The following is a 24,365-nucleotide window of genomic DNA, read 5'->3' on the forward strand; positions in this document are numbered from 1 at the left end:
CTGACTCCTAGTAGGCGAACGAGAGTTGTTCGGGGGCATCGGTATCGGCGTCGTCGCCGCTGGACGACGCGACGTCGGAGCGGGCGCTGGGCCCCTCGATGACGTAGCGGCGCTGCAGGCCGAACCAGATGAGTCCGAGGATGCCGTAGAGCAACGTGAGCGTGATCAGCGACACCCAGACCGTGCCGGCGGTGTGGCGCGAGACGCCGTTGTGGACGAACATGCTGATCCGCAGCGGATCGAGGTTGTCCACCCAGTTGGGTGCGACGACCCACGGCTGGCGGCCCATCTCGGTGAAGATCCAGCCGGAACTGTTCGCCAGGAACGGCGCGGGGAGCATCCACAGCGCGAACAGCCCGAATCGTCGTGAGGAGATGACTTGTTTACGTCTGGTGAACCACAGCCCGGCGAAGGCCAGCAGCGCCGAACCGACGGCCCAGGTGATCATCGCGCGGAAACTCCAGTACGTGACGAACAGGTTGGGCGCGAAGTTCTGCTCCGGCTTGTTGAATTCCTTCGCGTACTGCGCCTGCAGTTCTTTGACGCCCTGCAGTCGGGTGTCGAAGCGGTGATCGGCCAGGAACGACAGCATGCCGGGCGCGGTGATGACGTGGTCGATGTTGTCGCAGTTGTTCTGGCGGCCGATGGACAGCACCGAGAAGCCCGCCCCGGTTTCGCTCTCGCACAACGACTCCGCCGCCGCCATCTTCATCGGCTGCTGCTTGAACATGATCTGCGCCTGGAAGTCGCCGGTGATGAACAGCGCCACCCCCGCGACAACGGTGAGCCACAACCCGAATCGGGCCACCGGACGCCACAGGGTGTGCGCATCGTCGCGCAACTGCTCAGGCGTCGCGTCGACGTGACTCGGCGACACGGCGTCGGGGACCGGTTCGGCGTCGATCGCAGCGTCGGCCGCGTCCTCCAATCGCTTGGCACGCCACATGTTTCGCGCCATCCACCAGCAGCCGATGCCTGCGACGAAGGTCGACGCGGTGAGCAGTGCGCCCGCGATCACGTGGGGGAACGCCGCGAGCGTCGTGTTGTTGGTGATGACCGCCCAGAAGTCGTCCATCGCCGGGCGCCCACGGACCGGATCCCAGTGCACGCCGACCGGATGCTGCATCCACGAATTGGCCGCGACGATGAAGTACGCGGATGCGTTCACGCCGATGGCGACGAGCCAGATCGCCGCCAGATGCAGGCGTTTGGGCAGCCGATCCCAACCGAAGATCCACAACCCGATGAAGGTCGACTCCAGGAAGAACGCCACCAGCCCCTCCAACGCCAGCGGCGCGCCGAAGACGTCGGCGACGAACCGGCTGTACTCACTCCAGTTCATCCCGAACTGGAATTCCTGCACGATGCCGGTCGCGACGCCGAGCGCGAAGTTGATCAGGAACAACTTGCCGAAGAACTTGGTCGCGCGCAGCCACTGCTCGTTGCCGGTCACGTACCAGACCGTCTGCATCACCGCGATCATCGGCGCGAGTCCGATGGTCAGCGGGACCAGAATGAAGTGATAGACGGTTGTGATGCCGAACTGCCATCGCGAGACATCCACGACGTCCAGGGCCAGATTCATTGACACGGTGTCCACTTCGGGCATCCCATCGCGAGCAGTGTGAGTCGAGCTGTTGACTATCCACGCATCTACTACTGAACGTAGTAGAAGTGTCACCTACGCTACGCCCGCCCGCGGCCTCCAACAAGGGACTTCTGTCCTCCTACGAGCGTCCGTGGGATGAATTGTCCCGCACATCGCACCCGCGCCGCGTCGGAAAACCGAAATCCCACGCCGCGCCGTCGACCTCTTTCCGCAGTTCGCGGGCCATCACCGCAGCACGGCGCGCCGACGCGGACGCATCGTGTTGAATCCGCGGCGTGACACTGCACACCCCCGTGTCAGTCGGCCGCGATCGCCTCGTCGACCAACTTGCCGAGATCGATCGAGTCGATGCCCGGATGCTCGACGTCGAAGTCGTAGGAGTTGATTCGACGTATCCGCGCAGCCAGCGTCACACTCGAGACCATCCACACCGAGTCCGCCGCGATGAGGTCCTCGGTCCGCATCCGCTCGGTCGTGACCTCCCACCCGTTGGCCTGCGCGTAGTCGAAGAGCGCCTGCTGGGTGGTTCCGGGCAGGATCCCGGTGTCGGTCGGCGGCGTCACCAGCGTCTTTCCGACGACCGCGACGACGGTCGAGCGCGGCCCCTCGAGCACTATGCCCTCGCTGCTGAGATAGATCACGTCGTCGTAGCCGAGCCGCGCCGCGTGCCGTAGCGCGGCCATGTTCTCCGCGTAGCTGAGTGTCTTCGCGCCGAGCAGCGCCCACGGCGCGGCGGGCGCGAGATCCACCGAATAGCCGCGGTCCAGCGTGATCGCCGCGACGCCCTCGGTGCGAGCCGCGGCCGCACGAGCCGGCACCGCACCGACGGTGACGTAGGCGGTCGCCGCACCGGGCCGCTGTGCCGACGCCGGATCCGATTCGCGCCCCCGGGAATACACGATCCTCAGCAGTCCCTCGACGTCGACGCCATGTCGTTGCGTCCACAGCCCGGCGGCCGTGTCGACGGCGGTGGCGAACGCGTCACGGTCGGGAACCGGCAGGTCGACGATGGCGGCGCTGCGCGCGAGCCGATCCAGGTGCCGCCCGACGCCGCATGCGCGCCCGCCGCGGACGAGCAGGGTTTCAAAGATGCCGTCGCCGCGAACGGCGGCGAGGTCGTCGGCGTACAGAAGGGGCGCGCTCGCGTCGGTGGGACCGTCGGCGACGGTGACCAAGATCAGATCTGCCATGGCTCAACACCTTAATTGCGCGGGTAGGATCTGCCTGTGAGCGCGTCGCCGATTCTGACCAGTTTCTCCTCCGCGGGTGCCGTCGCAGCACCTCGGTCCGATGCCACCGAAGGCACCTCGGTCGCCTGGCATTTCGGTGACCCGTTCGGTGAGCAACGAGCGGCGACGACGACGTCGGCGATCATCGACCGCGCCGACCGCGCGGTCCTCGAACTCGACGGCGACGAACGAATGTCCTGGCTGCACACCATCTCCAGTCAGTTCGTCGCCGACCTCGCCGACCGGCGCAGCGCCGAGAACCTGTCCCTCGACCTGCGCGGTCACGTCGAAGAACATTTCGTCCTCACCGACGTCGACGGCGTCACGTGGATCGACACCGAGGGGCCGCACGGTCCGGGCCTGCTCGACTTCCTCACGAAAATGGTGTTCTGGGCCAAGGTCACGCCGGTCGACCGCCCCGATATGACCGTGCTGACGGTGATCGGACCCGACGTCCGCTCCGGCACCGTGGCCGAGCTGCTGGAGATCCCCGCCGACGCCGAGGTCTACGACGCGGGCGACCTTCCCGAACTGCATCATGACCAAGAGCCGTCGGGGTTCTGGCGGCTGATGCCGCCGATCGGCGAGGGTCGCACATTGCCCGTCGTCGACCTCGTGATTCCGCGGTCCGACGCCGCGTCCTGGTGGAAGGCCGTCGTCGACGCCGGAGCCACGATGTCGGGTACGTGGACCTACGAGGCGTTGCGGGCCGCGGCGGTACGCCCCCGCATCGACGTCGACACCGACGAGCGGACCATCCCGCACGAGGTCAACTGGATCGGCGGACCCGACGAGCACGGCGCGGTGCATGTGAACAAGGGCTGCTACCGCGGCCAGGAGACCGTCGCGCGGGTCCACAATCTGGGCAAGTCCCCTCGACAGCTGGTCCTGCTGCACCTCGACGGCAGCGACGATCACCGTCCGGCCACGGGCGACCCGATCCTCGCCGGCGGGCGCTCGATCGGTCGCGTCGGCACCGTCGTCGATCATTACGAATTCGGCCCCATCGCGCTGGCTCTCGTGAAGCGGGGTGTGCCCGTCGATACCGACCTCGCGATCAGTTCCGAGGATGCGTCGGTGACGATCCCCGCCCGCATCGATCCCGACTCGATAGCCGCCGACGACCGGATTCAGGCCGGCCGGGCGGCTGTCGCGAAGTTGCGTGGCACACAATCCGATACCGCTCGGTAGCGCTCGGACTGGGACGATGGCCGACCGCCCGCCGGACTTTTCGCCACACCTGGGGTGTGAGTCCGCATTATCGTCGCGAGCGCGCTAGACTGTTCATCACGACAGAAATTCCTAACCTAGAACGGGGCCGCCACCAGTTTGGTCGCCCCGTCATTGTGCGAGGGGGTCCCAAATGGGCCGCGGCCGGGCAAAGGCAAAGCAGACGAAAGTTGCTCGTCAGCTCAAGTACTCCACACCCAACACCGACTTCGACAGCTTGCAACGCGAGCTGTCCGGGTCCGGTGCACCGGAACGACACGATCCGGTGGACGATTGGGCTGAAGAAGACGAGTGGCGTCGCGCTTGACGCGACTAACCACCTTCCCCTCCTGAGGTAGTTCTCCGCCCTACGGGGGCGCAACCGCTAATCACCCGACTTGTGCAAGCAAGTCGGGTGAACGTGTGTTGCCTTCACGCGTGGCATTCGTGCCACGAAAGTCATCTCATGCTGAGTCGTACGTCGACTTCGGCGCATGCGGGTCCCTGTCGAAAACGCATGCCGCCGACGCCGTCGTTCGATTCAGCGCACGTCCTTCCAGAAACGCAGCCGGCCGGCTCCGCGTGCATTTCAGCACGAGGAACCGGCCTGTTGACCCTTACCGCGTGGTCAGAACCGCGAGTGTTCGCCCAGCAAGAGCGCCGACCCGGTCTTCGCGCCGTCGGTCGATTCGCCCGCGCGCTTGATCGAGCCCAGCACCCAGTTGTTCACGTGCTTGGCGGTCAGCACCGCCTGTGCGCGATCGGTGTCTTCGGGCGCGACGATGGCGACCATCCCGACACCCATGTTGAAGGTGCGCTCCATCTCTTCGCGTGCCACTCGTCCCCGCTGCGCGATCATCGAGAAGATCGGCGCGGGTGACCAGGTGCCGCGGTCGAGCTCGGCGACGAGTCCCGGCGGGAGGACGCGGCCCAAGTTGTCGGCCAACCCGCCGCCGGTGATGTGCGCGAAGGTGCGGACGTCGGTCTCGGCGGCGAGTGCGAGGCAATCACGCGCGTAGATGCGCGTCGGCTCCAGCAACTCCTCGCCCAGGCTTCGGCCGAACTCCTCGACGTGCCCGTTGACGTCCATGTGTCCCCAGTCCAGCAACACCTTGCGGGCCAGCGAGTAGCCGTTGGAGTGCAGACCCGACGATCCCATCGCGATCACGACGTCGCCGGGGCGAACCTTCTCGGCGGACAGAATCGAATCCGCCTCGACCACACCGACGCCGGTCGCCGAGATGTCGTAGTGGCCGTCTTCCATCAGACCGGGGTGTTCGGCGGTCTCACCGCCGAGCAGTGCGCAGCCGGCGATGACGCAGCCGTCGGCGATGCCTTTGACGATGTCGGCGACTACCTCGGGCACGACCTTGCCGATGGCGATGTAGTCCTGCAGGAACAGCGGCTCGGCGCCGCAGACCACGAGGTCGTCGACGACCATGGCGACCAGGTCGCGTCCGACGGTGTGGTGAACGCCCATCGCCTGCGCCACCGCGAGCTTGGTGCCGACACCGTCGCTCGACGCCGCGAGCACCGGCTCGCGATAGTCGCCCTTCAGTGCGAACAGCCCCGCGAATCCGCCGAGACCGCCCATCACCTCGGGTCGGGTCGCACGTTTGGCGTGCGGCTTGAACAATTCGACCGCGCGTTCACCTGCGTCGATGTCGACGCCGGCCGCTGCGTAGGAAGCTCCAGCCGAAGGTGCGTCGTAGTGACCGGCATCGCGATCGGACATGGTGATGGACTCCTGCGAGATCGAGTGAAAGAAGACCTGCCGCTCGGACAGACCGGCTTTACGCTACCCGACCGGCCGCTCGGACAGACAGTCACGTCGGCTCTCCTGTGCGGCGCGTCACGCGTTACATCACGGACGCATGATCGCGCTGACATTGTCGTTGGCGGTGGTCAGCGGATCGACCTTCGGGCCGTCGCCGAGATCCTCGGCCGCGTTCTTCAGCATCGTCTCGAGCACCGCTTTGCCCATCGACGTCTCTCTCGGCAGCGGGATCGGATACTTCCCGTCGAAGCAGGCGGCGCACAGCTTCGACGCCGGCTGGTGGGTCGCGTTGATCATCTCGTCCGCGCTGATGTAGCCGAGCGAGTCGGCGCCGATGGCCTGCCGGACACCGTCGACCATGCCCTCTTCGGACTCCATGCCGTTGGCGATCAGCTCCGCGGGTGACGCGAAGTCGATGCCGTAGAAGCAGGGCCAACGGACCGGCGACGACGCGATACGCACGTGCACCTCGGCGGCGCCCGCCTCGCGCAACATCCGGATCAACGCCCGCTGCGTGTTTCCGCGGACGATCGAATCATCAACTACCACAAGGCGTTTACCGCGGATCACGTCTTTGAGCGGATTCAGCTTGAGGCGGATGCCCAGCTGCCGGATGGTCTGCGACGGCTGGATGAAGGTCCGTCCGACGTAAGCGTTCTTCATCAGCCCCTGGCCGTAGGGAATGCCCGACTCCTGCGCGTAGCCGACCGCCGCGGGCGTCCCCGACTCCGGGACCGGAATCACCAGGTCGCCGTCGGCCGGGTGTTCCCGGGCAAGGCGGCGTCCGATGTCGACGCGGGTGGCGTGCACGCTGCGGCCGTTGATCACGCTGTCCGGTCGGGCGAGGTAGACGTATTCGAACACGCAGCCCTTCGGCGTCGGCTCGGCGAACCGCTTGGTGCGCACGCCGTCGGCATCGATGGCCAGGAGTTCACCGGGTTCGATGTCGCGGACGAAGGAGGCGCCGACGATGTCGAGGGCCGCGGTCTCCGAGGCGACCACCCAGCCGCGGTCGAGGCGGCCGAGTGACAGCGGACGCACCCCGTGCGGATCACGCGCCGCATACAGCGTGTTCTCGTCCATGAAAGTGAGGCAGAAGGCGCCCTTGACCGTCGGCAGCAGTTCCATCGCGGCCTGCTCGATGGTGCGGTCGGCCGCGCCGTGCGCTAGCAATGCGCCCAGGACGTCAGAATCCGACGTCGCACCGCCGTTGCCGGTGAGCCCGAGCTCTCGGGCTCGGCTGGCGAGTTCAGCGGTGTTCACGAGGTTGCCGTTGTGGCCGAGCGCAACGCCGGTACCTGCGGCGGTCGTACGGAAGATCGGTTGGGAGTTCTCCCAGGTGGTGGAACCGGTGGTCGAGTAGCGGCAGTGCCCGACGGCGACGTGACCGACCATCGCAGCCATGGTCTGCTCGTCGAAAACCTGACTGACCAGGCCTAGATCCTTGAAGACGATGACCTGCGAGCCGTCACCCACCGCGATGCCCGCCGCTTCCTGACCGCGGTGCTGCAGCGCGTACAGGCCGTAGTAGCTGAGCTTGGCGACGTCTTCGCCAGGTGCCCACACTCCGAACACACCACACTCTTCGCGCGGCTCGTTCTCCGAAACATCTTCGGAGACAAGAAGATTCGGGGTGTTAACTGACATGTCTGCCACAAGGACTCCCGGGTTGGGTGGGCTGGTGCGGGGAGGCGCAGGGCTCAGTCTACCGGCCGGTCAGCACCAACTCCGAATCTGACAACGCGGGAAACGGCCGATATTAATCCCCGACGCCGTGCCCTCGAACCCGGATCAGGGGCAGGTGATCGCCCACCTCACCGGCCCGCGACCCGGATGCGGAGACGTCGCCACGAGCCACCGCGTCGTCGAAATCGGCCAGCCCGGCGACCAGCGCGAGCCATGTTCGAGGCGTCGTCTCGACGACGTTGGGCGGCGTCCCACGTGTGTGCCGAGGTCCGGCGATGCACTGCACCGCGACGAACGGCGGAACGCGGACCTCGACCGATGCGCCCGGAGCCAGCTGCGCGAGGGTCCGTGCCGACTGCCGCACGGCCGCCGCCAACGTCGCTCGATCGGGCTGCTCGACGGTGTCGTCGGCAAGCCAGTCGACGGTCGCCAGCACGGCGGCGCGCATCTGCGCAGGATCAACTGTTTTCGGGCGAGTCACCCGTCTATGGTGCCCGACGCCCCCGACGGCGCCGGTGTGGCGAACAGCACACCGAAGCCACGGCCGCTCGCCCAGCACCACCCCTCCCGCTCACCGAGTGCCGCCCGCTCGCCCAGCACCACCCCTCCCGCTCACCGAGTGCCGCCCGCTCGCCGAGCACCCCCCTCCCGCTCACCGAGTGCCACCCCGCTCGCCCAGCACCGCCCCCTCCCGCTCACCGAGTGCCGAAGCGAGCTCGCGAGCTTCGGTGTATCGAGGTGCCGCAAGCCGACGTCGCAACGCTGCCACTGCTCGACGGACGATCGGAAACGGCAACCCGGGCGTCGACGCCCACCCGATCACCCGATTTTCGCCACGAGTCGCCCCGTCGGTGTTGCACGATTATGCGATGGGTATCGATGTGGCGAAACGCACATTCACCGGCGACGACCGGGTCCAGTTCCGACGTCAGGTGTCACGCGGCACCGAGGCGATCGCTCGAATGCTCTCCGACGGGCTGTTCACCGACCACGGCAAGCCGCCCGAGCCGCTCCTCGGTATGGAGGTGGAGCTCAACCTGGTCGACGCCGAGATGGCGCCGGCGCTCGCCAACGCCGCCGTGCTCGACAGCATCGCCGACCCGGACTTTCAGACCGAGCTCGCCCAGTTCAACATCGAGATCAATGTCGCGCCGCGGCCGCTGACCGATGACGAGACGCTCGCCCTCGAACAACAGTTGCGGGCCTCTCTGAACAACGCCGAGGCTCGTGCCGCGGCGATCGACACGCATCTCGTGATGACCGGCATGCTGCCGACGCTGACCGCGGAGCACTTCTCCGATCAAGCCCTGTCGGCGAATCCCCGTTACGGACTGCTCAACGAGCAGATCTTCGCCGCGCGCGGCGAAGACATCGAGATCGACATCACCGGCGTCGAGCTCGACTCCGACAGCAAGCCCGAACGGTTGCGGTTGACCACCGATTCGATCGTTCCAGAAGCCGCGTGCACGTCGTTGCAGTTGCATCTGCGCGTCGCCCCCGAAGACTTCGCCGACCATTGGAACGCGGCACAAGCCATCGCGGGAATTCAGGTCGCACTGTCGGGCAACTCGCCGTTCTTCGCCGGTTCGGCACTGTGGCACGAGAGTCGGATCGCCGTCTTCGAACAGGCGACCGACACACGGCCGTTGGAACTCAAGAACCAGGGCGTCCGCCCCCGCGTGTGGTTCGGCGAGCGGTGGATCACCACCATCTTCGACCTGTTCGAGGAGAACACCCGCTACTTCCCCGCCCTGCTGCCGGTCTCCACCGACATCAACCCGCTCGACGTACTCGAGCACGGCGGCATCCCCAACCTCGATGAACTGCGCCTGCACAACGGAACCGTGTACCGGTGGAACCGTCCGGTCTACGACGTCGTCGACGGCCATGCGCACCTGCGCGTCGAGAACCGCGTACTGCCGGCCGGACCGACCGTCGTCGACACGATGGCCAACGCCGCCTTCTATTACGGACTGCTGCGCGGGCTCGTCGAGCAGGATCGGCCGGTCTGGTCGCAGATGTCGTTCGACGCCGCCGCCGAGAACCTGCACTCCGGCGCCCGCGAAGGCTTTGGCGCACAACTGTATTGGCCGAAGGTCGGCTGGGTACGCCCGGACGAGCTCACCCTGCGCAAGCTGCTGCCGATCGCCGACGCCGGGCTGCAGTCGTTCGGCGTCTCCGCCAAAGCCCGATCCCGGTACCTGTCGGTGATCGAAGGCCGATGCCTGTCACGCCAGACCGGCTCGGAGTGGCAGCGTCGTTCGGTCAGCGCGCGCGAGGCAGCGGGCGACGATCGGGCCACCGCGCTGGCGGGGATGCTCGCCGACTATGTCGCGCTCATGCATGAGGGAGAGCCGGCGCACACCTGGGCGTTGTGACGGCCGCGCGGCGGGGTCTTACGCTCGCGCCACCAGTCCCCGCCCGGACACCATCGGAAGGTCGAGCGCCGTTACCAACCCCGGTGCGGCGGCGACCACCGCCCCGACCGCGTTGATCAGGCGCTGAGCCGTCACGATCATGCCGGACACATTGTGGTCGCCGTTCTCACCGTGGTGGGTGAACTCGACTTCCATGTCGGGTTCGCCGCTGACGATGACGCGATAGCAGCCGTCGCCCTTGGCCGGTTTCGGCCACGTCGGACACTGATCGGGGTGCGTCCGGGTGTAGTGCTCCAACACGATTCGATCGACACCGCCCACCTGCCCGACCACCTCGAAGCGCAACGCGGCCATCGTGCCGGCTGCGACGTCCACCGAGACCGTCGAGTAATCCCGTTCTGCCGCAACGCGTTCCACCCGCTCGACGAGCGGCTCGTCGAGCGTCACGCCCAGCCCCGCGGCGAGTTGCCGAACCACACTGCCCCACGCCAGCGACAACACCCCCGGATTGAGCAGCATCGGCGTGGTGTCCATCGGCTCGCCGAAGCCGAAGATCTGCTTCATCACGACCGGCTGGTAGTAGGTGGAGTAGTCGGCGATCTCCTGACAGCGCACTTCGTCGATGCGCTGCGACAAGCTTGTCATGGCAAGTGGCAGAACATCATTCGCGAATCCAGGGTCGATGCCGTTGACGTGCAGGCTCGCCCCGCCGGCTCTACCCGCCTCGACGATCCTGTTCACCATCTGCTCGGGGATCACTCCCATCGGATACTGCAGGACAACCGGCCCGCTCGACACGACGTTGATGCCGGCTTCCAGGAACGAAACCAGATCATCGATGGCCTCGATGATCCGATCGTCGGTCATCGCCGTATGCACGATCGCGTCGGGCTTCAACGCGAACAGCGCCTCGCGATCATCGGTCGCGACGACGCCGAGTTCGCGCCCCAGGCCGGCGAGGTCGCCGGCGTCGCGTCCGACCTTGCCCGGATCCGACACCCACACGCCGACCAGTTCAAGGTCTGGGTGCGCATCGATTCCCGCGATGGCGTGGCGTCCGACAGTTCCCGTCGACCATTCGACGATTCGCAGAGTCATGCTTCGACAGTAGAGGACTCAAGTAGAACACGTTTCAGTTTGCCAGGATCCACTTCTTGGTCGACGGGGCGCACGCGAGAACCAGGGTGATGACGGGGAATAGCAGAAAGCACAGCGCACCGACGACAGATCCGGCGGCATAACCGGCTTTCGTGTCCGACGACAGCCCCGTCCCGCCAATGACCGATCCCCACATCGCCCAGCTGACGATGTTTCCGATCAGCGATAGCGCGATGAATACGCTGCAACCCGCGGTAATCAACGTCCGGCCGGTCAATCGATGCCGCAAGATCTGTACACCTCCCGCGGTGAGCAGCGCGCCGACGACGATCGCGACAACGATCTCGCCGATCATGATCGCCGTGAACCCACCGCCGAACTCGCTCAGGTTGAGTTGTGAACCAGCAGCCATGGCGATACCGGCACCGACGAGAATCACCACCATGTGTACGACGCCCAGGAAGGCCAGCACCGCCGCGGTCGTGGCCGTCGCACCCGACGGTTTGGGCTGATACGGGTAACCCCCGAGTCCCGGCTGTCCGTACTGCTGGCCGTATGCCGCATAGTCCGGCGTCGGCGCACCCGGATACTGCTGACCGTAAGGCTGCGGCTGACCATAGCCGGGTTGCTGACCGTAACCGGGTTGCTGACCGTAGCCGGGTTGCGTGCCAAAGCCGGGTTGCTGACCATAAGGCTGCTGACCGTAAGGCTGCGGCTGACCGAATCCCGGCTGACCGAACTGCTGTCCGGTCGGCGGCTGCTGTTGTTGATAGGGCTGTTGTTGATCGGGCTGCCGACCGTACGGGTCATAACTCATCAGAACTCCAATGCTCGCATCCGCGGCGATCTTCAAATACCGGCGATTCTCGCCAGAATACCTGCGTCTGTGCTCGTCTGCCGCTACCGGCGTCGTCGCAGCGGTTAGCGTGGTGGTCATGATCGTCGAACACGTCGTCCTACCGGTTCGCCCGGGAACGGAAGTTGAATTCGAGACCGCTTTCGCTCAGGCCAGATCGATTATTTCGGCAATGCCGGGATTCTGCTCGCTGACATTGTCGCGTGGCATCGAATCACCATCGAATTATCTGCTTATCGTCGAATGGGAATCACTGGAAGCGCACACCGTCGGCTTCCGGAAATCGTCGGACTATCACCGATGGCGCGAACTTCTCCATCATTTCTATGACCCATTCCCGGAAGTCGAACATTATCGGCCGATCGTCGCCGCCGACGCCTGAACTCACACTTTCAATACGCTGAACGGATATACCGGGATGTTGCGGATGACGAACCACACCCCGATCATGACCAGGAAGGTGACCGCCGCCCAGCGCTGATGCTGCCAGCTGCGAACTCGGCGCCCGCGCCACAATCCGATGCAGTATGCCCCAAAAGCCCAGAGCAGCAACGCCATGCAGACGACGCCGACAGCGTTGTACCGAATGGCCGCGCCCAGGTCACCGTGCAGCAGCGAATAGATCGCCCGCAACGATCCGCACCCCGGGCAGTCGATTCCGAACAGCAACTTCGTCGGGCACACCGGCGCAGGCCCGCCCGGCGTCGTCGGATCGGCGAACCAGATTCCCACGCAGCCGACTGTCGCCAGCCCCACGACGACAGCGGGCCCGGCGATCTTGTGATGACTCACCTTGCTGACCGCACCGAGAACCCGGTCGGTGAACGGTACCGGCCGGGTTTGCGGAGAATCAGTTCGGGTCAGGGGTCTTCCTCAGTAACTCGGAGTCGTATAGGTGTAGGTATACGAGGGAGTGTAGTCGGGGACGGTGCTGGCGACACCCACGAGAATAACGAAAAAGACGACATAGGCGATGATTGCGAGCACATAGACGACCACCGAAATGATCGCGCCCCACATCGCCCACTTCTTCGCCTCGTCGGCCGCACGCTGAGCACCCGCGTAATCTCCGGTCGCCCACAATTTGCTCACCGACGTCGATTTCACAATCGCGACGATGCCGAGCGGCAGACAGCACAGCACCGTGCACAGAATCGCCCACACGAGGTTGTTGTCGGGCTCCGGGCCCATCGGCATTCCGTATTGCGGTTGACCGTACTGCGGTTGACCGTATTGTGGCTGCCCGTATTGCGGTTGGCCGTATTGAGGCTGCTGGCCGTATGGGTCTTGCTGACCGTACGGATCATTGGGATAAGTCATCAGCGGCTACTCGCAAACCAGATACCGCCGTACGCGACGTTGATGATGATGGCGATGACGAAACCGATCACCCACGCGATGGCGCCCCAGATCGCCCACTTCTTCGCATCGTCGGCGGCAGCCTGCGCACCGGCGAAATCGCCTGCGGCCCAAAGCTTCTTCACCGACGTCGCCTTGACGATCGACACGATGCCGAACGGAAGCGGCAACCAGGCACAGCAGATGACGCCCAGAACGGTGACGACGATCCCCCACACCAGGTTGTCCGCGGGAGGCGTCCCGCCGGGAGCGCCGAACTGCGGAGCCGCCCCGTAGGGCTGGGCCGGCTGCCCGTACTGCGGCTGTTGTCCATACTGCGGCGGCTGCCCATATTGCGGCTGCTGTCCGTACTGCGGTGGCTGCTGCCCGTACTGCGGCTGCTGCGGGTCGTGCGGCTGCTTGCTATACGGATCGTTGTTGTCGCCGCTGCCATATGGGCTGGTCATCGAAGAGTCCTGCCTTCGTCGGGATGCGCATGAACCTGATCGAGGCTCCGATCAAACAGATCACAGCGATCGATCAGTGTGAGTGCGTCGAGAGTACTAAACCCGACGGATCTCCGCGAGAGGACCCGGTGGCGACCTCTGCCGTCCAAATGACGGAGGTATTCGAATAGGTGAGGCGCAACCGCCGCACTCCCGCCGGCTGAGAGAAACGAAGCCCCAGCCCCTCCCGCCGGCTGAGCGAAACGAAGCCCCTCCCGCCGGCTGAGCGAAACGAAGCCCCTCCCGCCGGCTGAGCGAAGCCCAGCCCCTCCCGCCGGTTGAGCCAAACGAAGCCCCCTCCCCGTCGGTTGAGCGAAACGAAGCCCCTCCCGCCGGCTGAGCGAAGCCCAGCCCCTCCCGCCGGTTGAGCCAAACGAAGCCCCCTCCCCGTCGGTTGAGCGAAACGAAGCCCCTCCCGCTGGTTGAGCGAGCGCAACGAGTCGAAACCACCCCAGCACTGACCGAAATCGATAGTGCCACCATGATTTCGACTCGCTGCACTCCCTCAATCCACAGGCGACAACCCGCTGCGCCGATCGACGACCGGCGCAGCCGCGATACTTCAGCCGAACAGAGCCGGCAGAGTCCGCTCGAACGTCTCGTGCAGTTCGGCCAGCGGAATCTCGAAATGATCTTGAACGCTGACCGCGTCGCTGCCCTGATCGACGACGCCGATCCGGGTCCACGGCATGCCGCGGGCATCGAGCATCGCCGAAAAACGTGACTCCTCGGTCCGCGGAACCGCGACCAGCACGCGGCCCGCCGATTCGGAGAACAGGGTGACGAACGGATCCGCGCCCTCCGGCAGAATGACCCGACAACCGGTCTCACCGGCGAGTGCCGCCTCGATGACCGCCTGGATCAGTCCGCCTTCGGAGAGGTCGTGGGCGGCCGAGATCAGGCCGTCGCGAGACGCCGCTACCAGGATCTCACCGAGCAGCTGCTCGTGGGTGAGATCGACGATCGGTGGCACACCGCCGAGATGGTCGTGAACCACCTGCGACCAGATCGATCCGTCGAACTCATCGCGAGTCTCGCCGAGCAGGATCAGCGTCTCGCCGGGTTCGGTGCCAATACCGACGGGAGTACGGCGTCGCACGTCGTCGATCACACCCAGCACGCCGACGACCGGAGTCGGGAGAATCGGCGTCGAGCCGGTCTGGTTGTAGAAGCTGACGTTTCCGCCGGTCACCGGGATCCCGAGCTGTGCGCAGCCGTCGGCGAGGCCGCGGACCGCCTGCTGGAACTGCCACATCACGGCGGGGTCCTCGGGCGATCCGAAGTTGAGGCAGTTGGTCACGGCCGACGGCGTCGCACCGGTCACCACGACATTGCGATACGCCTCGGCCAGCGCCAGTTGCGCACCGCGGTACGGATCGAGGAAGGTGTAGCGGCCCGACGCGTCGGTGGCCAACGCGATGCCGCGACCGGTCTCTTCGTCGATGCGGATGACACCCGAGTCGGCGTTCTCGGCCAGGACAGTGTTGCCGCGGACGTAGCGGTCGTACTGCTCGGTGATGAACTTGCGGCTGCACAGCGCCGGGGAGGCGAGCAACTCCAGAGTCGTCGCGCGCAACTCATCCGACGTCGAGGGCCGGGCCAGGCCCGCTGTCGTCGACGCGATCACCTCGTCCTGCGACGCGGGCCGCTCGACGGGACGCTCATACACCGGGCCCTGGTGTGCGACGGTGCGCGGCGGAACGTCGACGACGGTCTCGCCGTGCCAGTCGATGATCAGGCGCTCACCGTCGGTCACCTCACCGATCACCGTCGCCAGCACATCCCACTTGCGGCACACGTCCATGAAGCGCTCGACGTTCTCCGGCGCGACGACGGCGCACATGCGTTCCTGCGACTCGCTCGACAGCACCTCGGCCGGGGTCATGCCCACCGCGCGCATCGGCACCAAGTCGAGGTCGATATGCATGCCGCCATCGCCGGCCGCAGCCAATTCCGAAGTGGCACAAGACAACCCGGCTCCACCGAGATCCTGGATCCCTACCACGATGCCGGCCCGGTACAGGTCGAGACAGCACTCGATGAGCACCTTCTCGGTAAACGGGTCACCGACCTGCACACTCGGCAACTTCTTCCGGTTCGGCCCCGAATCGTCGCCGTCGTCGAACGTCTCCGACGCCAGCACCGACACACCGCCGATGCCGTCGAGTCCGGTGCGCGCACCGAACAGGATGATCTTGTTGCCCGCGCCGGAGGCGAAGGCCAGCTTGAGGTCCTCGGTGCGCAGCACGCCCGCGCACAGCGCGTTGACGAGCGGGTTGCCCTGGTAGCTCGGGTCGAAGACGGTCTCGCCGCCGACGTTGGGCAGACCGAGCGAGTTGCCGTAGCCGGAGATGCCGCGGACCACGCCGTCGACGACCCGGCGAGTGTCGGGGTGATCGGCCGCGCCGAAGCGCAGCTGGTCCATCACCGCGATCGGGCGCGCGCCCATCGCCATGATGTCGCGGACGATTCCTCCGACACCGGTCGCCGCCCCCTGATACGGCTCGACATACGACGGGTGATTGTGTGATTCGACCTTGAACGTCACCGCCCAGCCGTCGCCGATGTCGACGACGCCGGCGTTCTCCCCGATACCGGCCAACATGCGCGAACGCATCTCGTCGGTCGTGGTCTCGCCGAAGTACCGCAGGTGAACCTTCGACGACTTGTAGCTGCAGTGCTCAGACCACATGATCGAATACATCGCGAGCTCGGCGTCAGTGGGGCGACGACCGAGAATTTCCTTGATACGCGCGTACTCGTCGTCCTTGAGACCGAGTTCACGGTAGGGCTGGGGCAGATCTGCGGAGGCCGCAGCGTCGGACACGGTATCGGGGTGTGCGCTCACTCGGACCAGTTTAGGGGACGTCGTGGAGGTACCCCGACGCACGTGGGGCACGCCGACGACGTCGGCGCCGCGATCATCTCAGAGTCGGGTCGCGTCTGCTCGCCGTCACTTTCGCGCACGCTGGGTTCAATTCCCGACGGCGTACCGCGAGGTGGCGCAATGCCCTGCTCATTCGACGTACCCGCAGGTCGCGAGGATCGGCGTCCACGCCGGGGTGGCGTAATGACCGCAGGTGCGTCAAGGGTGTCTTCGACGCCGCCCCGGCGCCTCGCCCAATGGCCCTACGCTGCCTATTCATGCAGATCAGGACCGAAATCGGACGCGCTGACACACGCCGCGTCCGCGCTGACGACGCCCGCGTCGTCAGCGACGTGCTGCGCCGCGGAATCGACCGGGGCGAGCACACCGGGTCATTGGACGAACGTGACCTGTCTGCGGAATTCGGCGTCTCCCGCAATGTGGTGCGCGATGCGCTGTCGATTCTCGCCGCGGAGGGGCTCATCGACCGTGCCCCGCGTGTCGGCACCCACGTCGTTCGACGCAAAGCCGAACACGGGCTCGACGCCCTGCGCGGATTGAAGGAGACACTCGTCAGTCACGGCGACGTCCGCAACGAGGTGCGGGTGGCGACACTGCTGCGGCCGCCTGCGGCGGTGGCCCGCCGGCTGCGCCTGGAGACCGGCGTCGAAGCCGTCTACATCGAACGGATCCGGCTCCTCAACGACGAACCGGTGAGCCTCGACCTGACCTACCTCGTCCCCGACCTCGGCATCCCGCTGATCGCCCACGACATCGAGAACAACGATGTCTTCGCGCTGCTCGAACAGATCTCCGGACAGCGCCTGCACTCCGCGCAGCAAAGCGTCGAAGCCGCTAACGCCGACCCGCATTCGGCGGCCAACCTCGACGTTCCGCCCGGCACGGCCATCCTGCTGCTGGAGCGGCTCACTTCGCTCGGCCCGCACGCGCGGCCGGTCGACCTCGAATACATCCGTATGCGCAGCGATCGAATCTCGTTGCACGCCACAGCCTTCCGCGACACCATCAGATCAGGGGACTGACCATGACACTCATCAATACCCGCTCCGACGTTCCGGTCACCATCGACGAGTCACTGTGCATCGAGGGGTGCACATTGTGCGTGGAGGTGTGTCCCCTCGATTCGCTGGCCATCAACCCCGAGTCGGGCAAGGCGTTCATGCACGTCGACGAGTGCTGGTACTGCGGGCCGTGCGCCATTCGCTGCCCCACCGGCGCGGTCACCGTCAACATGCCCTACCTGCTGCGCTGATACCCGCCGAACATCACAGCACCACAACGTCTTTCACAGCCCGCTCAGCCCATCACAGCCCGTGAGGTTCCGCCATGCCCAGAAACACTCCGCTCACTCGCCTCGCCCCGTTGTTCGCGTTGGTGACGGCGGCGACTCTCACCGTCGCCGGCTGCTCCCTGTCCGGCGACGACTCCGCCGACGCCACGCAGGTCGTGGTCGGGTACCAGTCCAAGACCATCAACACCGTCACGGCGGGCACGCTGCTGCGCGCCCGCGGTGACCTGGAGAAACGTCTCGACGAAGTCACCGAGAAGACCGGCAAGCACTACAAGGTGCGCTGGGAGGACTACGACACCGGCGCACCCATCACCACCGGCATGATCGCCGGAAAGATCGACATCGGCTCCATGGGGGATTATCCGTTGCTGATCAACGGGTCCCGTGCCGACGCCAACCCCGCCACGGCGACGTCGGTCCTGGCGGTCACCGGCTCGTCGCCCCGGGGATCGCTGAACATGGTTGTCGCCAAACCGGATTCGCCCATCACCTCGATCCGCGACCTCGCCGGCAAACGGGTGTCCGCGAGCGTCGGATCGGCTGGCCACGGCACCTTGCTCGCCGGCTTGAAGCAGGCAGGCATCGACGCCACCGACGTCGACATCACCAACCAGCAGCCACAGGTGGGGTCGTCCGCGCTGGAGGCGGGCAAGGTCGACGCGCTCGCCCAGTTCGTGGCATGGCCCGGCCTGCTGGTCTTCCAGAACAAGGCACGACTCGTCTACGACGGTGCGCAGCTGGGCGTTCCGACGCTGCACGGCACCATCGCGCGCAACGCGTTCACCAAAGGACACCCCGAGGTGATCGACGCGTTCCTCAAAGCGCAACTCGACGCCACCAAGGCACTGGCCGCGGACCCGCTCGCCGCCTCGCAGACCGTCGCCAAAGCCAGCGGCCTGCCCGCCGAGGTGGTCTACCTCTACAACGGTCCAGGCGGCACCGACTTCAACCCGGCCCTCAAACCGTCGCTGATCGCCGCCCTCAACGGTGACAAGGCATACCTGAAATCCATTGGCTCCTTTCCCAATCCGGTCGATCTGTCCACCTTCGTCAACGACGGCCCGCTGCGCACGGCGGTGACCGAGACCGGCGGCGACTACACCGCACTCCTCAACCGAGCGGGCGGTCAGTCGGGGAGCGACTCCGTCAGCGGCGAGGCATCAGGCGAGGTCTGGTACACCGGCACCGAGACCAAGAAGGTTTCCGACGCCACCGCACTGCTCCGACTCGTACAGTCCGCCAGGGCATCCGGCGCCAAGATCACAGCGGCCTACATCACCGACCCCGTCCTGGGCACCCGCTGGTTCGCCGACCACTCCATCTGGCTGCACGACGGTGCGACTTACCAGGCGTTCACCACCGACGACAGCGCCCGAACCTACCAGCGGTCGCATCCGGGAGCCGTCGTGGTGAGCTACGACCAGGCGCTCACCGAGGTCAAGCAATGACCGCCGGAACCTACCCGGACACGCTGCGCACGACCGGTCCGACGTCGTCCGCAGCGGCGCCGTCCGCAACCGCAGCGGCGACGACGCGCTCGGCGCGGGTGCCGCGCAGCTCGTGGCGCTGGCCGCTTCGGGTGGCGACAGTCGTTGCGGCACTTGCCCTGTGGCAGTGGCTCGCCACCGCCGACGTCGTACTGTGGCTGCACTTCGACACCATTCCGGCACCCACCGAGGTCGCGTCGGCGTGGTGGCGGCGGCTGCACGGCGGCGAGTACTACCTCGATCTGGGGCAGTCGCTGATCCGCATCGGCGTCGGCTTCGCGCTGGCCACCGCGGTCGGGATTCCGCTCGGCATCGCGCTGGGCCGCTCGGCTCTCGCCGGCGACACCCTCGGCACGCTGACCGAGCTGGCCCGTCCCGTTCCCGCGATCGCGTTGGTACCCATCGCAATTCTGATCTTCCCGACCGACGAAGCGGGCATGGTGTTCATCACGTTCGTCGCGGCACTGTTCCCCATCGTCGTATCCACTCGGCACGCGGTGCGCGCGCTGCCCACGATTTGGGAGGAATCGGTCCGCACGATGGGCGGCACTCGACGCGACGTGGTGCTTCGGGTGATTCTTCCGGGCATCATGCCCGGTGTCTTCGGCGGGCTCTCGGTCGGCATGGGCGTGGCATGGATCTGCTTGATCTCCGCGGAGATGATCTCCGGCCGCCTCGGCGTCGGGTACCGGACCTGGCAGTCGTACACCGTCGTCGATTACCCCGGCGTATTCGTCGGGATGTTCACCATCGCCGCCCTCGGTGTATTGACCTCGGGCGCAATCGAAATAGTCGGACGCCGCGTCACAGCGTGGCTGCCGCGCGGCGAGGAGCGCTGAGGAAACATGAGCACCGACCTCACCCTGTCCGGCGTGACGCTGCGTCACGGTGCCCGCACCATCATCGACGATCTCCACCTCATCATTCCCAGCGGCGAGATCCTGGTGGTCACCGGGCCGTCCGGCTGCGGAAAGTCCACTCTGCTGCGGGCCATCGCGGGGCTGCGCCCGATCGACGCGGGATCCATTGCCGCCGACGGCGATCCGGTCGTCGGAACCTCCCGCGACCGCGCGATGGTGTTCCAGGACGACGCCTTGCATCCGTGGCGTACCGTGCGCCGCAACATCGACCTCGCTCTCACCCTGCGCGGTGTTGCGCGCAAAGATCGCCGCGCCGAAGCCCATCGCTGGATCGCTGAGATCGGCCTCGACGGGTTCGCGGACCACCTTCCCCGGGAACTGTCGGGCGGGATGCGCCAGCGAGTCCAACTCGCGCGCGGCCTCGCCGGCGCGCCGCGCGCGGTGCTGATGGACGAACCGTTCGGCGCGCTCGACGCCCAGACGCGAACATCGATGCAGCAGTTACTGATTCGCACACTCGACGCCCATCCCGCCACCGTCGTCTTCGTCACGCACGACATCGATGAGGCGGTCCTCCTCGGCGACCGCGTCGTCGTTCTCGGCAACGCGGGCGAACCGGCGCGGGCGATCGTCCCGGTACCACACCCGCGCACGCCCGCCGCCGACAATTCGGCGGCGCGCGGCGCCGTCGCCGCCGCACTCACCGCCCCCGCCGGCACACACAGTAAGGCCATCGCATGAGTTCACCTACCGAAAGCATTGCGCCGCAACCCTTCACGGCACCCGGCGTCGACGACGCGCAGCGCCTCGACTGCGATGTACTCGTCATCGGCGGCGGCACCGCCGGTTCGATGGCCGCGCTCACCGCAGCCGAGAACGGCGCGCGGGTGCTCCTTCTCGACAAGGCCCATGTCCGCCATTCCGGCGCACTGGCCATGGGCATGGACGGTGTCAACAACGCCGTCATCCCCGGGAAGGCCTCGCCGGAGGACTACGTCGCCGAAATCACCCGCGCCAACGACGGCATCGTCGATCAGCGCACCGTCTATCAAACGGCCACCAGAGGTTTCGCGATGATCTCGCGGCTCGAACGCTACGGGGTGAAGTTCGAGAAGGACGAGTACGGCGAGTACGCGGTGCGCCGCGTGCATCGTTCCGGCTCGTACGTGTTGCCGATGCCGGAGGGCAAAGACGTCAAGAAAGTTCTCTATCGGGTGTTGCGGCGCAAGGAGATGCGGGAGAAGATCACGATCGAGAACCGCCTGATGCCGGTCCGGGTACTGACCGAGAACGGTCGCGCGATCGGCGCCGTCGCGCTGCACACGCGCACCGGCGAGTTCTACGTCGTCGGCGCCAAGTCGGTCATCCTGGCGACGGGCCCGTGCGGCCGGTTGGGACTGCCCGCATCCGGGTATCTGTATGGCACATACGAGAATCCGACCAACGCGGGCGACGGGTACTCGATGGCGTATCACGCCGGTGCGGAACTGTCGGGTATCGAGTGCTTCCAGATCAATCCGCTCATCAAGGACTACAACGGCCCGGCGTGTGCCTACGTCGCCAATCCGTTCGGCGGCTACCAGGTCAACGCCGACGGCGATCGGTTCGTCGACTCCGACTACTGGTCCGGCGACATGATGAGTGAAGTGAAACACGAGATCGAATCCGCCCGCGGCCCGATCTATCTGAAGGTCTCACATCTGCCCGAGGAGACGGTCGACACCCTCGAGTCGATCCTGCATACCACCGAGCGGCCGACGCGCGGCACCTTCCACGCCAACCGCGGCCACGACTACCGCACCCACGACATCGAGATGCACATCTCCGAAATCGGTTTGTGCAGTGGGCATTCGGCGTCGGGGGTGTGGGTCGACGAGAACGGCGCCACCACCGTCGACGGCCTGTACGCGGCCGGCGACCTGGCCTGCGTGCCGCACAATTACATGATCGGAGCATTCGTCTACGGCGAGCTCACCGGCCAGCACGCGAGCGAGCGGGCCAAGCACGTCGACGCCCCGGCGACATTGCCCGCCGATCAGATCGCCGATGCGCACGAACTCATCTACCGCCCGCTGCGCAATCCCGACGGTCCGCCGCAGCCGCAGGTCGAATACAAACTTCGCCGCTTCGTCAACGACTACGTCGCGCCGCCGAAGGCATCGACGAAGCTCGGCATCGCGATCGAGACCTTCGAGCGTATGCGCGGCGAAATCGCCGAGATGGGCGGGCGCACCCCGCATGAGCTGATGCGCTGCGCCGAAGTGAACTTCATCCGCGACTGCGCCGAACTCGCCGCGCGCAGTTCGCTGACCCGCACCGAAAGTCGTTGGGGCCTTTACCATCAGCGCGACGACATCACCGAACGCGACGACGCGAACTGGGGCTATCACCTCAATGTCCGCAAGAACTCGGCGGGCGAGATGGAGTTCCTCGGTCGCCCGGTCGCTCCCTATCTCGTCCCGGTCGAGGGCCTCAATCATCTTCCACCGCAGGATCGTTCGGTCATCGACATCGAGCAACCCGAGGTGCGCAGCGGGCCGGCGGGTACGCCCGGCGTCGTCGACTCGTCGACGGCCCAGTCGGGAGTCGCCACCGAACCCGAGGCGCGCGAACCACTCTCGCCGTGCATCGTCGAACTGGTGTCGCTGGAGTCGCCGACGCTGGACGACCTCAGCGACTACCTGACCGACGCCGATGCGACCGTGCGGCGGACGGCGATCGCCACGCTGACCGAGTACACGCCGGAGGGGTTCGAGGGCGCGCTGGCGTCCGCGCTGGGTGATCCCGACGCTGGGGTGCGTCAACTAGCCGTCGACTCCCTGCGGGAACTCGTCGAGGTACTCGCCGGAAAGCCGCCGTTCGTCGAGGCGTTGCGCGACGCCGCTGGGTCGGATGACCATCTGGTGCGCGCCGGGGTTCTGGATCTGCTGCGCGCGCTCAAGGAAGGCGATCCGTTGTTCTTCGCCGGCTATCTCACCGACGCGCATCACCGGGTGCGGATCGAGGCGATCCGCGGGCTCGTGTCCCTCGACGCCGCGACGCTGATCGCCGTCGCCGCCGACGACGTCAACCGCGAGGTGAGAGTCGTTGCGGCACAGGGGCTGGCGACCGTCGGCTCCGGTGTCGTCGCGATCCGCAAGCTGGCCGCCGACCCCGACCCGCTGGTTCGCGCCGCCGGACTCGCCGCCTTGGCGACCCTGGGTGAGGCCGACGTCGACGCGAAGCTGCTGCGAAAAGCGTTGCGCGACAATGCCTGGCAGGTGCGCAAGGGAGCCGCGACCGGGCTGGCCGTCGCGCCCGGGGCGGAGACGGTCACCGCCCTGGAGCCATTGGTGACCGACCCGCACGGCGACGTACGAAAGGCTGCGATCACGACGCTGCGCCCCTGGGCAGATCAGCCCGGCGTCGAAGCATTGTTGGAACAAGCGCGGACCGATGAAGACGCGGATGTACGCGCGGTGGCGCGGTAAAGCAGTCGCCCGCTCCCGAGTGCCCGCCCGCTCCCCGAGTGCCGAAGCGAGGAACGAGCTTCGGTGTAACCGCCGTGCTGAGTGACCGCGAGGAACGAGCGGTCGTATCGAAGTAGAGGGGTCTGGCGAGAGGAAAGACCAACCCGACCACCCCTCCCGCTGGTTGAGCCGCGGCCATCGTCAACGGTGCCGCGTCGAAAGCCCCGGCATGTTGAACTGGCGATAAAAGTAGTTGTAGAGCGCCGTCATGCCACGGCTGCACTCAGTACCCTGCGGTCAGGCAAGACCAATACGCATGTCGGGGACGAGCTGGTCGGCGATCGCGGTGTCGATCCGCTTGCCCTCCGACGACGATGGACGATAGACCATGTCCGACGGGATTGTCACAGCGTTGCCGTTAGCGACAACACTGCGAACCGCTTCAATCGAACTCGTCTCAAAGAAACATCGGGCCGTAGATCCGGCCCCTAGTACGCCCTTGTTGTCTGCTCGGATTCGACAACCGTCAACGGTGCGTTTGGGTACTCAGCAACGTCCGAGAGTCGCCGTGATCGCCAAGGGATCTGGGGCGTGTCTCCCAATTCTTCTGCGAGGCATCGCCGGGGCGAGCGCAGCGACGGGGCATTTCGTCGATGGCCGATCTGGCAAGGCGGAGGAGGGAGCGATAGCGGCAGCTATCGTGAC

The 24,365-nt window shown here is 66.2% G+C and carries 21 protein-coding genes; 10 read left to right on the top strand and 11 right to left on the bottom strand.

Annotated features, from left to right (window positions below; genetic code table 11):
• Nucleotides 1–7: 7 nt before the first annotated feature.
• The gene (locus tag HH308_RS24720) at nt 8–1,573 is read right to left on the bottom strand and encodes a cytochrome ubiquinol oxidase subunit I (RefSeq protein WP_211188829.1); all 1,566 of its coding nucleotides are present in this window, start codon (nt 1,571–1,573) and stop codon (nt 8–10) included.
• Between the two features lie 332 nt (nt 1,574–1,905).
• On the bottom strand, nt 1,906–2,799 hold the full coding sequence (locus HH308_RS24725; protein ID WP_170196933.1) for an aminodeoxychorismate lyase: 894 nt from the start codon (nt 2,797–2,799) through the stop codon (nt 1,906–1,908).
• Between the two features lie 36 nt (nt 2,800–2,835).
• Here HH308_RS24725 and ygfZ point away from each other — a divergent pair, with 36 nt between their 5' ends.
• Entirely contained in the window at nt 2,836–4,029 is a 1,194-nt protein-coding gene (ygfZ, locus tag HH308_RS24730; protein ID WP_170196934.1) for a CAF17-like 4Fe-4S cluster assembly/insertion protein YgfZ, read from the top strand.
• 172 nt (nt 4,030–4,201) lie between these two features.
• Nucleotides 4,202–4,375: a DUF3073 domain-containing protein gene (locus tag HH308_RS24735; protein ID WP_170196935.1), complete on the top strand. Its 174-nt coding sequence runs from the start codon at nt 4,202–4,204 to the stop codon at nt 4,373–4,375.
• A gap of 300 nt (nt 4,376–4,675) precedes the next feature.
• Here the strand turns inward: HH308_RS24735 and purM are convergent, their stop codons facing one another.
• The 3 genes from purM to HH308_RS24750 form a co-directional block, all read right to left on the bottom strand.
• Entirely contained in the window at nt 4,676–5,782 is a 1,107-nt protein-coding gene (gene purM / locus HH308_RS24740) for a phosphoribosylformylglycinamidine cyclo-ligase (RefSeq protein WP_170196936.1), read from the bottom strand.
• A 129-nt stretch (nt 5,783–5,911) separates the two neighbouring features.
• Nucleotides 5,912–7,471 (bottom strand): amidophosphoribosyltransferase, encoded by a 1,560-nt coding sequence (gene purF, locus HH308_RS24745; protein WP_211188823.1) that lies wholly within the window; start codon nt 7,469–7,471, stop codon nt 5,912–5,914.
• Between the two features lie 112 nt (nt 7,472–7,583).
• A complete protein-coding gene (locus tag HH308_RS24750; protein WP_211188831.1) occupies nt 7,584–7,958 on the bottom strand; it encodes a sterol carrier family protein in 375 nt (124 codons plus the stop codon).
• Nucleotides 7,959–8,379: 421 nt separating this feature from the next.
• Here HH308_RS24750 and HH308_RS24755 point away from each other — a divergent pair, with 421 nt between their 5' ends.
• Nucleotides 8,380–9,888, top strand: coding sequence for a glutamate-cysteine ligase family protein (locus HH308_RS24755; protein WP_170196939.1), 1,509 nt, complete (start codon nt 8,380–8,382; stop codon nt 9,886–9,888).
• Nucleotides 9,889–9,906: 18 nt separating this feature from the next.
• Here the strand turns inward: HH308_RS24755 and HH308_RS24760 are convergent, their stop codons facing one another.
• Together HH308_RS24760 and HH308_RS29605 are read right to left on the bottom strand one after the other, a co-directional pair.
• Complete coding sequence (locus HH308_RS24760) at nt 9,907–10,986, bottom strand: NAD(P)H-dependent amine dehydrogenase family protein (RefSeq protein WP_170196940.1); 1,080 nt, start codon at nt 10,984–10,986, stop codon at nt 9,907–9,909.
• Nucleotides 10,987–11,020: 34 nt separating this feature from the next.
• Nucleotides 11,021–11,803: a hypothetical protein gene (locus tag HH308_RS29605; protein WP_211188824.1), complete on the bottom strand. Its 783-nt coding sequence runs from the start codon at nt 11,801–11,803 to the stop codon at nt 11,021–11,023.
• A 118-nt stretch (nt 11,804–11,921) separates the two neighbouring features.
• On the opposite strand from HH308_RS29605, the gene HH308_RS24770 reads away from it, so the two are divergent.
• Nucleotides 11,922–12,224, top strand: coding sequence for an antibiotic biosynthesis monooxygenase family protein (locus tag HH308_RS24770; RefSeq protein ID WP_170196964.1), 303 nt, complete (start codon nt 11,922–11,924; stop codon nt 12,222–12,224).
• A 2-nt stretch (nt 12,225–12,226) separates the two neighbouring features.
• Here HH308_RS24770 and HH308_RS24775 read toward each other — a convergent pair whose 3' ends face one another.
• The 4 genes from HH308_RS24775 to purL all read right to left on the bottom strand — a co-directional run bounded on the left by HH308_RS24775 (nt 12,227) and on the right by purL (nt 16,534).
• The gene (locus HH308_RS24775) at nt 12,227–12,634 is read right to left on the bottom strand and encodes a DUF2752 domain-containing protein (RefSeq protein WP_312870844.1); all 408 of its coding nucleotides are present in this window, start codon (nt 12,632–12,634) and stop codon (nt 12,227–12,229) included.
• An 81-nt stretch (nt 12,635–12,715) separates the two neighbouring features.
• On the bottom strand, nt 12,716–13,162 hold the full coding sequence (locus HH308_RS24780; protein ID WP_170196941.1) for a CD225/dispanin family protein: 447 nt from the start codon (nt 13,160–13,162) through the stop codon (nt 12,716–12,718).
• Nucleotides 13,162–13,647 carry a CD225/dispanin family protein gene (locus HH308_RS24785; protein ID WP_170196942.1) on the bottom strand — a complete coding sequence of 162 codons (486 nt, stop codon included), beginning with the start codon at nt 13,645–13,647 and terminating at the stop codon, nt 13,162–13,164. Before HH308_RS24785 ends, HH308_RS24780 begins: the two co-directional genes overlap by 1 nt.
• Before the next feature lie 601 nt (nt 13,648–14,248).
• Nucleotides 14,249–16,534 (bottom strand): phosphoribosylformylglycinamidine synthase subunit PurL, encoded by a 2,286-nt coding sequence (purL, locus tag HH308_RS24790; RefSeq protein WP_170196943.1) that lies wholly within the window; start codon nt 16,532–16,534, stop codon nt 14,249–14,251.
• Between the two features lie 296 nt (nt 16,535–16,830).
• Here purL and HH308_RS24795 point away from each other — a divergent pair, with 296 nt between their 5' ends.
• From HH308_RS24795 to HH308_RS24820, 6 genes are all read left to right on the top strand, one after another.
• On the top strand, nt 16,831–17,595 hold the full coding sequence (locus HH308_RS24795; RefSeq protein ID WP_170196944.1) for a GntR family transcriptional regulator: 765 nt from the start codon (nt 16,831–16,833) through the stop codon (nt 17,593–17,595).
• Nucleotides 17,596–17,597: 2 nt separating this feature from the next.
• Nucleotides 17,598–17,825: a 4Fe-4S dicluster domain-containing protein gene (locus tag HH308_RS24800; protein ID WP_170196945.1), complete on the top strand. Its 228-nt coding sequence runs from the start codon at nt 17,598–17,600 to the stop codon at nt 17,823–17,825.
• A 74-nt stretch (nt 17,826–17,899) separates the two neighbouring features.
• The gene (locus HH308_RS24805) at nt 17,900–19,312 is read left to right on the top strand and encodes an ABC transporter substrate-binding protein (protein ID WP_170196946.1); all 1,413 of its coding nucleotides are present in this window, start codon (nt 17,900–17,902) and stop codon (nt 19,310–19,312) included.
• Entirely contained in the window at nt 19,309–20,190 is an 882-nt protein-coding gene (locus HH308_RS24810) for an ABC transporter permease (RefSeq protein ID WP_170196947.1), read from the top strand. The genes HH308_RS24805 and HH308_RS24810 overlap by 4 nt, the downstream gene beginning before the upstream one ends.
• 6 nt (nt 20,191–20,196) lie before the next feature.
• Nucleotides 20,197–20,952, top strand: coding sequence for an ABC transporter ATP-binding protein (locus HH308_RS24815; RefSeq protein ID WP_170196948.1), 756 nt, complete (start codon nt 20,197–20,199; stop codon nt 20,950–20,952).
• The gene (locus HH308_RS24820) at nt 20,949–23,681 is read left to right on the top strand and encodes a fumarate reductase/succinate dehydrogenase flavoprotein subunit (RefSeq protein ID WP_170196949.1); all 2,733 of its coding nucleotides are present in this window, start codon (nt 20,949–20,951) and stop codon (nt 23,679–23,681) included. The genes HH308_RS24815 and HH308_RS24820 overlap by 4 nt, the downstream gene beginning before the upstream one ends.
• Nucleotides 23,682–24,365 lie beyond the last annotated feature (684 nt).

The organism is Gordonia asplenii, from assembly GCF_012933505.1.
GTDB lineage: Bacteria > Actinomycetota > Actinomycetes > Mycobacteriales > Mycobacteriaceae > Gordonia > Gordonia asplenii.